Origin of the sequence: Streptomyces sp. NPDC058157 (assembly GCF_042884105.1) — a bacterium.
In the GTDB taxonomy this organism is placed as follows: Bacteria; Actinomycetota; Actinomycetes; order Streptomycetales; family Streptomycetaceae; genus Streptomyces.
Genome location: NZ_JBHVUQ010000224.1, coordinates 1 through 10528, shown reverse-complemented (window position 1 = coordinate 10528; position 10528 = coordinate 1). Strand labels below are relative to the sequence as shown.

General features: G+C 72.5%; 13 protein-coding genes and 2 pseudogenes. 7 read left to right on the top strand and 8 right to left on the bottom strand.

The window, feature by feature from the left end:
• Nucleotides 1-778, bottom strand: a 778-nt coding sequence (locus tag ACFVXK_RS33345; protein WP_389619318.1) for a neocarzinostatin apoprotein domain-containing protein, incomplete at its 3' end; no start/stop codon positions are given.
• A gap of 103 nt (nt 779-881) precedes the next feature.
• Nucleotides 882-2294: a S8 family serine peptidase gene (locus ACFVXK_RS33340; protein ID WP_389619315.1), complete on the bottom strand. Its 1413-nt coding sequence runs from the start codon at nt 2292-2294 to the stop codon at nt 882-884.
• Between the two features lie 396 nt (nt 2295-2690).
• Here ACFVXK_RS33340 and ACFVXK_RS33335 point away from each other — a divergent pair, with 396 nt between their 5' ends.
• Complete coding sequence (locus tag ACFVXK_RS33335; RefSeq protein ID WP_389619312.1) at nt 2691-4730, top strand: M4 family metallopeptidase; 2040 nt, start codon at nt 2691-2693, stop codon at nt 4728-4730.
• A 90-nt stretch (nt 4731-4820) separates the two neighbouring features.
• Here ACFVXK_RS33335 and ACFVXK_RS33330 read toward each other — a convergent pair whose 3' ends face one another.
• Together ACFVXK_RS33330 and ACFVXK_RS33325 are read right to left on the bottom strand one after the other, a co-directional pair.
• Nucleotides 4821-5330, bottom strand: coding sequence for a RidA family protein (locus ACFVXK_RS33330; protein WP_389619309.1), 510 nt, complete (start codon nt 5328-5330; stop codon nt 4821-4823).
• 109 nt (nt 5331-5439) lie between these two features.
• A complete protein-coding gene (locus tag ACFVXK_RS33325; RefSeq protein WP_389619324.1) occupies nt 5440-5568 on the bottom strand; it encodes a hypothetical protein in 129 nt (42 codons plus the stop codon).
• Here ACFVXK_RS33325 and ACFVXK_RS33320 point away from each other — a divergent pair.
• The 3 genes and pseudogenes from ACFVXK_RS33320 to ACFVXK_RS33310 form a co-directional block, all read left to right on the top strand.
• Nucleotides 5512-5721 (top strand): annotated as a pseudogene (locus tag ACFVXK_RS33320) (CopD family protein); the annotation flags it as partial. The gene ACFVXK_RS33325 and the pseudogene ACFVXK_RS33320 sit on opposite strands and share 57 nt — an antisense overlap.
• A 120-nt stretch (nt 5722-5841) precedes the next feature.
• Complete coding sequence (locus ACFVXK_RS33315; protein WP_389619321.1) at nt 5842-6150, top strand: hypothetical protein; 309 nt, start codon at nt 5842-5844, stop codon at nt 6148-6150.
• Between the two features lie 29 nt (nt 6151-6179).
• Nucleotides 6180-6971, top strand: coding sequence for an alpha/beta fold hydrolase (locus tag ACFVXK_RS33310; protein ID WP_389619306.1), 792 nt, complete (start codon nt 6180-6182; stop codon nt 6969-6971).
• A 13-nt stretch (nt 6972-6984) separates the two neighbouring features.
• On the opposite strand, the gene ACFVXK_RS33305 is transcribed toward ACFVXK_RS33310, so the two are convergent.
• From ACFVXK_RS33305 to ACFVXK_RS33295, 3 genes are all read right to left on the bottom strand, one after another.
• A complete protein-coding gene (locus ACFVXK_RS33305; RefSeq protein WP_389619303.1) occupies nt 6985-7206 on the bottom strand; it encodes a helix-turn-helix domain-containing protein in 222 nt (73 codons plus the stop codon).
• Nucleotides 7206-7691 (bottom strand): DUF2975 domain-containing protein, encoded by a 486-nt coding sequence (locus ACFVXK_RS33300; protein WP_389619300.1) that lies wholly within the window; start codon nt 7689-7691, stop codon nt 7206-7208. The genes ACFVXK_RS33305 and ACFVXK_RS33300 overlap by 1 nt, the downstream gene beginning before the upstream one ends.
• Nucleotides 7692-7768: 77 nt before the next feature.
• Nucleotides 7769-8353 carry a hypothetical protein gene (locus ACFVXK_RS33295; protein ID WP_389619298.1) on the bottom strand — a complete coding sequence of 195 codons (585 nt, stop codon included), beginning with the start codon at nt 8351-8353 and terminating at the stop codon, nt 7769-7771.
• A gap of 121 nt (nt 8354-8474) precedes the next feature.
• Here ACFVXK_RS33295 and ACFVXK_RS33290 point away from each other — a divergent pair, with 121 nt between their 5' ends.
• Genes ACFVXK_RS33290 through ACFVXK_RS33280 form a run of 3 tightly spaced genes read left to right on the top strand, consistent with a single transcriptional unit; the run spans nt 8475 to nt 10268 of the window.
• Complete coding sequence (locus tag ACFVXK_RS33290; RefSeq protein ID WP_389619296.1) at nt 8475-9284, top strand: arylamine N-acetyltransferase; 810 nt, start codon at nt 8475-8477, stop codon at nt 9282-9284.
• A 58-nt stretch (nt 9285-9342) separates the two neighbouring features.
• Nucleotides 9343-9558: a hypothetical protein gene (locus tag ACFVXK_RS33285; protein WP_079423401.1), complete on the top strand. Its 216-nt coding sequence runs from the start codon at nt 9343-9345 to the stop codon at nt 9556-9558.
• A 50-nt stretch (nt 9559-9608) separates the two neighbouring features.
• Complete coding sequence (locus ACFVXK_RS33280; RefSeq protein ID WP_389619293.1) at nt 9609-10268, top strand: HAD family hydrolase; 660 nt, start codon at nt 9609-9611, stop codon at nt 10266-10268.
• 4 nt (nt 10269-10272) lie between these two features.
• Here the strand turns inward: ACFVXK_RS33280 and ACFVXK_RS33275 are convergent.
• A pseudogene (locus ACFVXK_RS33275) lies at nt 10273-10528 on the bottom strand (hypothetical protein); the annotation flags it as partial.

The window sequence follows — 10528 nt, the reverse complement described above, 5'->3', positions numbered from 1 at the left end:
GGGCGAAGCCGACGGGCTGGGACACCGAGTGGGGGCCGCGGACGCGGGTGCCGAACACGACCACCTCGCAGCCCGGGGCGACCCGGCAGTCGACGGTGCGTCCGTCGACGGTGGTGAAGGACGCCGACAGCGCGACCGTCTCGTCCAGCCGCCCCCGGTCGTCGGTGGCGGGCGGGCGGGAGCGGGGGCGGCAGCCGGTGGCCTCGGTGGAGCCGGCCGCGCACTCCATCACCAGCGAGTGGTACTGCGGTTCGTACCCACGCCCGGTGACGTGTACGGACTGGCCGTCCGCGAGCGCCTCGGACGGGTCCACCCGTACGGTGGGAGCCGCTTCCAGCGCGCCGTGGGGCCGGAACCCCAGCGGGACGGTGGTGAGGACGGCGCCGGTGTTGTCCGTCAGGGCCAGCCGGCACGGGTGCGCCGCGGTGGCGGTGCGGCAGTCGAAGGTGCCGGCGCCGGTGGCGAGTTGCGCGTAGAGCTTCTTGGGCGACTTGGCCAGGGTGCCGTCGGGCAGCACGCGGAACTGCCGTCCGGTGTCCTCGTCACAGGCCCCCGCCACCGTGTCCGGGGCGCACAGCTCCACCCATACGTACGCCTTGGGCGGGCCGCCCTTGACCGCGAAGCCGACGACGTCCCCGTCGAGCAGCCCGGCGGTCCGCTCCACCACCAGCTGCGGAGCGGCGGGCCGTGCCTGCGCCGCCGCCCCGCCCGCGGCCGATCCGGCCCCGGCCAGGGCCAGCACCAGGCCGGCCCTGCCGAGAACCCCCCATAACCCCATCGTGGATCCCTTCTGCTGCGCCTGTCAGGTCGAGGGGATCCTCCTGCCGCCGGGCCGCCCGCCACAAGGACGCGAACAGGCCGTCGCCCGGCGGCCCGGAGCGTCAGCCGCGGCGGCCTTCGCGGGCCAGGGCGGGCACGAAGCGGGCCGCGTCCAGGGTGCCGACGCCGGTGGCCATGTCGTAGCCGTTCACCGCCTGGTAGCCGGTGACGCCCTGGTAGCTGTTGTCCGTACCGTCGTTGACGTCGACGATGCCGGTGGAACGGTCGTACGCGGAGCGCCCGTACAGGCGGTACAGCGCCTCGTGGATGTCGCCCAGGCGCTTGCCCGCGGCCTGGTCGGCCAGGGCGACGATGCCGGCGAACAGGGGGCTGGACTCGCTGGTGCCGCCGGAGACGTCCCAGCCGGTGGCCGCCGGGTCGTAGCTGGAGTACAGCCACGCGCCGCCGTCGACCGCGGCGGCCATGGAGATGTCCGGGGTGCCGCGGCGCTGGCCGACGACGTTCTTGACGCCGTTCTGGAAGGCGGGGCGGGTGAAGACGTGGGACTGGCCGCCGCCGCCCGCGCCGTTGTCGTTGTAGACGCTCTCGGGGGCGGTGCGCCGGCCCGCGTCGTCCAGGTGGAGCTGGGTGCCGCCGACGGAGGTGACGAGGGGGTCGGAGGAGGGCCAGGAGTTGACGCGCTCGTGGTAGTAGCCCGTGCCGTCGGCGGTGCTGTCGGTGGCGCCGCCGTCGCCGGAGGAGGCGAGGACGGTGACGTGGTTGCGGGCGGCGGCCTCGAAGGCGTAGCGCAGCTTCTTGATGCTGGAGAAGTCTCCCTGGTCGAAACCGGGGAAGGTGTTCTCCGTGGCGCCGAAGCTCTGGGTGATCACGTCGCCGATGCCGTGGTCGATCAGGGCCTTCTCGGCGTCCATCATCTCCGGCAGTCCGGTGGTGCCCTCGGTCTCGGCGACCGCGGTCTCCACCAGGACGATCTTCGCGTCCGGCGCCACCGCGTGCGCCATCTCCACGTCGAGGGTGGTCTCGCCGGCCCAGCCGAGCATGTCGGCGTTCTTCGGGTCCCACTGGGGGACCTTGCCCCACTTGACCACCTGCACCTGGGTGCTGGGTATCCCGAACTGCTTGCTGTAGACGTCCAGGTCGTGCTGGACGGTGGGCGAGCCGAAGGAGTCCACGATGACGATCGTGCGGCCCTTGCCGGTGACGCCCGCCTTGTACAGCGGGTTCAGGTCGTAGGCCTCGCGGTACTGGAGCGGGGTATAGCAGGCGATCTTCCACTTGGCCCGGCACTCCTCGACGGAGAGCGGGCTCCCCACGGCGCGGACCAGCTGGTGCCCGGCGACGGCCGGACGGGCCGCGGTGCGCGGGACGGCGGAGCCGTGCCCGGAGGCGGCGACGGCCTCGGAGGCGGCGACGGTCCCGGCGACCGGGGCGGCCGCCGCGGCGGTGAGCGCGAGGCCGGCGGCGGCTGCCGTGGTGACCGCGAGGCGCGGCCACGTACGACGGACTGGATGCATGGGGGACTCCCTTGGGGGGTGGCGCCGCTCGGGGGCGGCTCCCGCGATCACACCCGCCAAGTCATGAGCAGAACAAGGCTGTTTGACGCTTGATATCGAACGCTTTACCTGAATGCGGAAGACGCCGCCGAGTACCAAGACTGGACCAAGTCCCGCCCTGGATCAGCCGAGTTGAGCAGATACCGTCCCATTCGCGCCGCACCGCGGTGTCCGCTCAGCGGACGCGCACCGGCGAAATCCGGACGCCTTTCGGCCAATACCTGACGTGTCCATGGCGATCATGAAGTTCGCTGGCAACCTCTCCCCATCCCCAGCTGGAGTTGATCGACGCGCTCCACCCGGCCGGCCCGTCCAGGCCGCCGGTTCTCCACCCCCCACCACTCCGAAGGAGTCCGCGTGAAGTCCACGCACCGGCGGAACGCCACCGCCACCGGCGCCCTGCTCGCCGCCGCAGCCCTGCTCACCGTCGGCGTCCAGGCGGGCAGCGCCAGCGCGCAGCCCGGCGAGTCCGCGAACGCGGCCGCCGCCAAGGGCCAGCCCCGCAACCCGGGAGCACTGCCCGCGCAGCTCACCCCGTCCCAGCGTGCCGAGCTGATCGCGAAGGCGCAGAGCACCACGGCCGCCACGGCCAAGGAACTGGGCCTCGGCGCCCAGGAGAAGCTCGTCGTCCGCGACGTGGTCAAGGACCAGGACGGTACCACCCACACCCGCTACGAGCGCACCTACGAGGGACTTCCCGTCCTCGGCGGCGACCTGGTCGTCAACCGCACCTCGGCCGACCGCACGCAGAGCGTGAGCAAGGCGTCCAACGCCCAGCTCCAGGGCGTCAGCACCGCCGCCCCGGCCGACGCCCCGGCCGCCGCCTCCGCCAAGGCCCTGGACGCCGCGAAGGCGGTCGGCTCCAAGGCCGACAAGGCCGACGTCGCGCCGCGCAAGATCATCTGGATGGCGAACGGCGTGCCGACCCTGGCCTACGAGACCGTCATCGGCGGCCTCCAGGACGACGGCACCCCCAACCAGCTCCACGTCGTCACCGACGCCAAGACCGGCGCGAAGCTGCACCAGTGGCAGGGCATCGAGACCGGTGTCGGCAACACCCACTACAGCGGCCAGGTCACCCTCGGCACGTCGCAGTCCGGCTCGAACTTCACGCTGAACGACACGGGCCGCGGCGGCCACAAGACGTACAACCTGAACCACGGTACGTCCGGCACCGGTTCGCTCTTCTCCCAGACCAACGACACCTGGGGCAACGGGGCCAACTCCAACGCCGCCACCGCGGGCGCCGACGCCGCCTACGGCGCCGGGGTCACCTGGGACTTCTACAAGAACGTCTTCGGCCGCTCCGGGATCCGCGGCGACGGCGTCGCCGCCTACTCCCGCGTCCACTACGGCAACGCGTACGTCAACGCGTTCTGGGACGACGGCTGCTTCTGCATGACGTACGGCGACGGCTCCGGCAACAACGACCCGCTGACCTCGCTGGACGTCGCCGGGCACGAGATGTCGCACGGTGTCACCGCCGCCACCGCCGGCCTGGAGTACAGCAACGAGTCGGGCGGCCTGAACGAGGCCACCTCCGACATCATGGGCACCTCGGTCGAGTTCTACGCGAACAACCCCAGCGACCCGGGCGACTACCTCATCGGCGAGAAGATCGACATCAACGGCGACGGCACCCCGCTGCGCTACATGGACAAGCCGAGCAAGGACGGCGGCTCCGCGGACGCCTGGTACTCCGGCGTCGGCAACCTCGACGTCCACTACTCCTCGGGCCCGGCCAACCACTGGTTCTACCTGGCCTCCGAGGGCTCCGGCACCAAGACGATCAACGGCGTGAACTACGACTCGCCGACCTCCGACGGCCTGCCCGTCACCGGCATCGGCCGGGACAAGGCCCAGCTGATCTGGTACAAGGCCCTCACCACCAAGTTCAACTCGACCACGGACTACGCGGGTGCCCGCGCCGGCACGATCGCCGCGGCGACCGAGCTGTACGGCGCCGGCAGCGCCGAGGTCAACGCGGTCACCGACGCCTGGGCCGCCGTCAACGTCGGCGCCCGTTCGGGCGGCGGCAACCCGGGCACGGGCAAGGTCTTCGAGAGCACGACCCGCGTGGCCATCCCGGACTCCCCCGGCCCGGCCGTCACCTCGTCGGTCGCCGTCACCGGGATCACCGGCAACGCGCCGAGCACCCTCAAGGTCGGTGTGAAGATCACCCACACCTACATCGGTGACCTGCAGATCGACCTGGTGGCCCCGAACGGCACCTCGTTCCGCCTGCAGAACTCCTCGTCGGACTCCACGGCCAACCTGGACAAGACGTACACGGTGAACGCCTCGGCCGTGGCGGCCAACGGCACCTGGAAGCTGAAGGTCCAGGACAAGGGCGCCGCCGACACCGGCACGATCACCGACTTCAAGCTCACCTTCTGACCCACGGCCGACCGGCCGCGAACGGAACACGGGTGCCCGGAGCCTTCGAGGCTCCGGGCACCCGTGCGTGTCGCGCCGTGTACCGGCGGGTCAGGAGCGCGGCGAGACCTGGACGATCGCCTCGATCTCCACGAGCTGCTCGGGGACGGACATCTCGCTGACCCCGACGATGGTGTCGGTGGTGCGGTGGTTGCCCACGTACTCCTTGTGCAGCCGCGCGGCCGTGTCGAAGTTCTTGCGCAGGTCCTTGGTGAAGATCTTCATGCTGATGATCTGGCTGCGCGGGACCTTGTAGTGCGCGAGCACCTTGTCCAGGTTGTCGAACGCCGTGCGCACCTGCTTCTCGAAGTCGCCGGCGCCGACGAAGTTCCCGGCGGCGTCGTGGGAGACCTGCCCCGAGATGTAGACGGTGTCCCCGGCCCTGATGCCCTGCGAGTACCCGTAGGACTCCTCCCACGGCACCCCGAACCCGAAGTGGTCCCAGCCCCGGCGGGCCTGGTCCTGCGCGCTGGCACCCTGCGGTCCCGTGAAGGTGATCGTCGCGGCCACGATCGCGGCCGCCACGGCACCGATGCCGAACCTGCGCCCTGCCTTGGTCATTCGGTCTGTCCCTTCGTCCCGGTGGAGCCTGGAGCGACGACGCTGTCACGACCGCAATGAGAACCCCTCGCACCTGAATCGAATCCGGCTCAGGGGCTCGGACGGTCACCTACACGACCGCCGTCAGGCCGGCGCCGGCGCAGTCGCCCCGCACGCGCCTCGGCGAGAACGCCGGCGTGCTGTGGGCCGAGATCTGGCGGAGGTTCAGCCTGGTCGCCATGGTCTGCGTCGGCGCCATCCTCCTCTCTCCGGCCTGCGGCTCAGCTGGAAACACGTCGGAGCGTTCTCCCAGCTGTGGACCACCGGCTACGGCATCGCGCTGTCCGTCAAGGTGCTCCCGGTCCTCGGCCTGATCTCGGCCGGCGCCTTCAACCAGTTCTGGCTCATGCCTCGCACTGGCCGTCTCCCCATACGCCACGGCCAAGGCCTCCGATGCCCTGGCCCGCCGTACGCCGTCGGCCGGCGGGGTGGCATCATCACGGTGTCACGGCATCGGACCAGGAGGCCTGGTATGGGACTCGCTCTCGCCGCCGCGGTTCCCATCGGGGCGATGGCACTGCTGCTCGCCGCCTCCGGGACCGCCGTCCTCAGCCGGGGGTGGCTGCTCCCCCGGCAGCGCCGGCACGTCCTGCGCCCGCGGCTGTTCGGCTGGGCCCAACTGGTCATGGCCGGCGGGCTCGGCACCCAGCTCGTCGGCCTGCTGGCCGTCGACCCCGTGTACCGACCGGTGGTCGCCATGCCCGGCGCCCTGGCCCTCCTCCTCGGCCTGGTCCTGGTCGTCCGGGCCCAGCGCCCCGCCCGCACGGCCCACACCGGCTGACCGGGCAGGGGGCAGAATTGGACTCCGGGGTGTTCGAGCGAGCAGCAGTCAACGGGATCGAGACCGCCTATGTCACGTCCGGCGCAGGCGAGCCGCTCGTGCTGCTGCACGGAGGCGAGGGGCATCGCGGGCAGTTCGACATCCTGCTACCCCTGCTCGGCGACGGCATTCGGGCCATCCGCTACGACCAGCGCGACACCGGCGACACCCGCAACGGGCCCGAGCCGTACGACCTCGGCCGCCTGGCGGACGACTGTGCCGCTCTCGCACAGGCTCTGGGATACGAGCGCGTCCACGTCCTCGGGGTCTCCTTCGGCGGCATGATCGCCATGCAGATGGCGCTCCGGCACCCGGAGCGGATCGCGTCGCTCGTTCTGGCGGCGACCGCGCCGAGCCTGTCCATGACGGAGGACCTGACGGACCGCTTCGCCGCCCTCGAACCGGGCGAGGAGGAACAGTTCATGCTGGACCTCGTACTCACCCCGGAGGGCCAGGCGGCGGATCCACGGCTGGTCTCCGAGCTGGAGCGCGCCCTGCGCAGCCGGCCCGTGGAAGCCGGGACACGCCGGGCGGCAGCAGCGCGGGACCACGACTGCGCCGCCCGCCTTGCGGAGATCGCCGTACCCACGCTGGTCCTGCACGGGGCGGACGACCCGGTCATCCGGCCTTCGGTCGCCGAGTTCACGGCGTCCCGGATTCCGCGGGCCCACCTGGAACTCCTGCCGCACACCCGCCACGGCATCACCTTCGAGGCCCGAGCGCGGACGGCGACGCTCGTGCGCGAGTTCGTCCTGGCCCACCCCACGGGGGCGGTCGGCTGACCGGCCGGGCGGCTCAGTCGGTCGGCGTGTCCTCGGACTCCCAGCGCAGGAGGTCGCCCGGCTGGCATTCGAGGGCCTCGCAGAGGGCGGCGAGGGTGGCGAAGCGGACGGCCTTGGCGCGGCCGTTCTTCAGTACCGCCAGGTTGGCGGGGGTGATGCCCACGCGGTCGGCCAGTTCACCCACGGACATCTTGCGCCGGGCCAGCATCACGTCGATGTCGACGGAGATCGGCATCAGATCACCTCGTCGAGCTCGGCCTGCATCTGATCCGCTTCGGCGTACCGGGCCACCGCCTGGGCGAGCAGCATCCGCAGCACGAGGACGATGAGCGCGACCCCCAGGATGGCCACGCCCACCCCGGCCATGATGACGGTGACGCCCGGGTCCTCCCGCTGCCCCGGCGCGTTGAGGGCCGTGACGGCGAACCACACGGCGGCGGCCGCGACGATCGCGCCGATCACGCCGTCCACGTAGCGGAAGGCGGCGTGGGAGAACACGGTTCCGCGCCGCACCATGGCCACCAGCCGCCAGACGCAGACCAGGGCGACCTGGGCCGCCGCCATGCCCAGGATCGTGACCAGGCGCAGCGGGGTCAGCGGGAGCGACCCGTCCTCGGGGTCGGTGGCCAGCGCCCAGACCATCCCCGCCTGTACGAACACGGTGCCCGCGAACACGAGCCCGAGCACGGCGCGGAGCGCGCCTACGGTCAGCTTCCCCATGACGACTCATCCCTCCATCGATTCACGATGGGAATCTATCGAATTTCGATAGATGGGGCAAGGTGTCGTCTCCCGGTTCAGTGGCCGCCCCTCGGGGGCTCGCAGCCGGTGCCGTCGGGGTAGCCGCCGAAGGCGTCCACCGTGGTGGACCCGCCGGTCAGCGTGCCCTCCACGCACCAGGGGGAGGCGCCGACGTCGATCAGGAAGCCGACCCCGCCGGGGCCGTTCTGGTAGGTCCGCACCTTGTCCGCCGGGTAGCCGAGGCCGGTGAGGACGCTGTGGACGTGGGCCGGGGTGAAGCCGCCGCTCCGGCGCAGCGGTTCGAGGGCGCCGCGGACACGCCCCTCGGCCGCGAGACCGTCGCAGCGGCCCTGGCCGTGCAGCCGCAGGGGCATCCGGAAGGCATGGTTCTCGGCGTAGCGGTCGGGGGGCGCGGCGTCGGTGGCGGTGGGCGCCGGCGGCGCGGAACCCTCGCCCGGGCAGGGGAAGTCCACCGGCCCGCTCGGGGTCGCCACCGCGGTGCCGGAGGGCGCGGGTCCCGAGGACGGGGCCGCGCCGGCGGCCGCCCCCGCCCGCTGCGTCCCACAGCCCGCCACCAGCAGGAGCACCGCCGCAAACGGCAGCGTCCAGAGCCCGGCCGTCTTCTTCCGATGAGTCGTCATCCCCCGATCCTGCCCTGCGGCCCCGTGGGCGTCATGAGTCGCGCTACTCATCCCGCCCGGCGCGGGAGGTGATCCACCGGAAGGCTTGGCGCATCGGGGCGCCAGGCGCGAGAGTGGCGGTGTGGAAACTCTTGGAACGCCATCCCTCGGGCCCGCGCGTACCGATGCCTACCTGCGCCGCCTGGGGGCGGTGCGGCCCGCACGGCCCTCGGAGGGGGCGTTGCGCGCGTTGCAGCTGTGCCATCTGCGCGCCGTGCCGTTCGAGAACCTGGCCATCCATCTCGGCGAGGAACTCGCCCTGACCGCGGACGCCGCGTACGACAAGATCGTGACCGCCGGACGCGGCGGCATCTGCTACGAGTTGAACGCCGGCTTCGCCGCGCTGCTGAGCTCCCTCGGACACCGCGTCGAGCTGCTCCAGGCCCGGGTGTACGGGAAGGACGGCGCACTGGGCGTCCCCTACGACCACCTGGCGCTGCGGGTCGACGGGCGGTGGCTCGCGGACGTGGGGTTCGGTGACCACAGCGCGTACCCGCTCGACCTGGAGGCGTCCGGTGAGCAGGAGGACCCGGGCGGGGCGTTCCGCCTGCGGCCGGTGGACGGCGTGGACGGCGACGTCGACGTGGAGCGGAACGGGGTGCCCGTGTACCGGCTGGAGGCCCGGCCCCGGGTGCTCGCCGACTTCAGGACCGGCGCCTGGTGGCACCGCACCAGCCCGGAGTCCGGCTTCACCAGGGGGCCGGTCTGCTCCCGGCTCACCGGGGACGGCGGGCGGATCACGCTGCGGGACCACACCCTCATCACCACCTCCGCCGGCGGCGACCGCACCGAGAAGGAGCTGACGGCCGACGAGGAGGTACGGGCCGTCTACCGTGCGGAGTTCGGCATCGTGCTCGACCGGCTCCCGGTGCCGCTCCACCCCCGGGACTGAGGGGGAAGGCGGGCGGCCCGGCGGCGTAACCGGGAGACGGGCGCGGCGTTGGGTCCGTGTGACACTTGACGATCTCTACACCGACATCGTGGCCGAGGAAGTCGACGCGGACGCCGACGCCGGCCCCGAGCGGCTGCCGATGCTCACCTACCGCGAGGCGGTGCTCGCCCTCGCCGTGCTCGGCGCCGTCGCCGAGGGCGAGACCGGCGAGGAGGTGCGCACCACCGCCCGCGCCCTGGGCACCCGCCTCGGCATGCGGCTGCCCGCGGGCTGAACGGGCGGGCGGGCCGCGAGCCCCTTCGCCGCGAGCCCTATGCTGCGGGGATGATCAAGCCCATCGAACTCGTCATATTCGACTGCGACGGCGTGCTGGTCGACAGCGAACGCATCGCCGCCCGCGTGCAGATCGCCCTCGGAGCCGAACTGGGCTGGCCGCTGACCGAGGAGGAGGTCGTGGACCGGTTCATCGGACGCTCGCACGCCGCCATCCGCGAGCAGATCGCCGAACGGCTCGGCCAGGACGTGGCCGCGGTCTGGTCGGAGCGGTTCGAGGAGCTCCACCGCGAGGCCGTCGACGCCGGGCTCGCCCCCGTCGACGGACTGCCCGGGGCACTGGACGCCCTGGACCTGCTCGCCCTGCCGACGTGCGTCGCCTCCAGCGGCTCCCACGACAAGATGCGGCACACCCTCGGCCGGACCGGCCTGCACGCACGTTTCGCCGGCCGCATCTACAGCGCGAGCGAGGTCTCCCGGGGCAAGCCGGCCCCCGACCTGTTCCTGCACGCGGCCCGGAGCATGGGCGTCGACCCGGCGGCCTGCGTCGTGGTCGAGGACAGCCGGCCCGGCGTCGACGCCGCCCGGGCCGCCGGGATGCGCTCCCTCGGCTACGCGGGCGGGCTGACCCCCGCCGCGCGCCTCGAGGGGCCGGACACCACCGTCTTCCACGACATGCGCCGGCTGCCGGAGCTCATCGCCGCACTGTAGGTGGTCAGGGGTGGGGGTGGCCCTGGTACGGGTGGGGCTGCGGGGGCTGGTAGGGATGGTGCGGGTCGTGGCCCTGCCAGGGCTGGGGCTGCCCCGGCAGCTGCTGCGGGGGCCGGGGGGCGGCCCCTGCGCCGCGGAGCAGGGCGTCGAAGCGGGCGTACAGGTCGCGGGCCCGGTCCGGCGGGGCCGCGTACGCGGTGACCGACCCGTCGGCGAGGCGGACCGTGACCGCGTCGGCGCCCCCGGGACCGGGCTGGTAC

Coding starts and splice junctions, on each gene's coding strand:
- ACFVXK_RS33330 (WP_389619309.1), bottom strand. CDS start 5,330: ATGACCAAGGCAGGGCGCAGGTTCGGCATCGGTGCCGTGGCGGCCGCG.
- ACFVXK_RS33280 (WP_389619293.1), top strand. CDS start 9,609: ATGATCAAGCCCATCGAACTCGTCATATTCGACTGCGACGGCGTGCTG.
- ACFVXK_RS33305 (WP_389619303.1), bottom strand. CDS start 7,206: ATGCCGATCTCCGTCGACATCGACGTGATGCTGGCCCGGCGCAAGATG.
- ACFVXK_RS33340 (WP_389619315.1), bottom strand. CDS start 2,294: ATGCATCCAGTCCGTCGTACGTGGCCGCGCCTCGCGGTCACCACGGCA.
- ACFVXK_RS33295 (WP_389619298.1), bottom strand. CDS start 8,353: ATGACGACTCATCGGAAGAAGACGGCCGGGCTCTGGACGCTGCCGTTT.
- ACFVXK_RS33315 (WP_389619321.1), top strand. CDS start 5,842: ATGGGACTCGCTCTCGCCGCCGCGGTTCCCATCGGGGCGATGGCACTG.
- ACFVXK_RS33300 (WP_389619300.1), bottom strand. CDS start 7,691: ATGGGGAAGCTGACCGTAGGCGCGCTCCGCGCCGTGCTCGGGCTCGTG.
- ACFVXK_RS33325 (WP_389619324.1), bottom strand. CDS start 5,568: ATGGCGCCGACGCAGACCATGGCGACCAGGCTGAACCTCCGCCAGATC.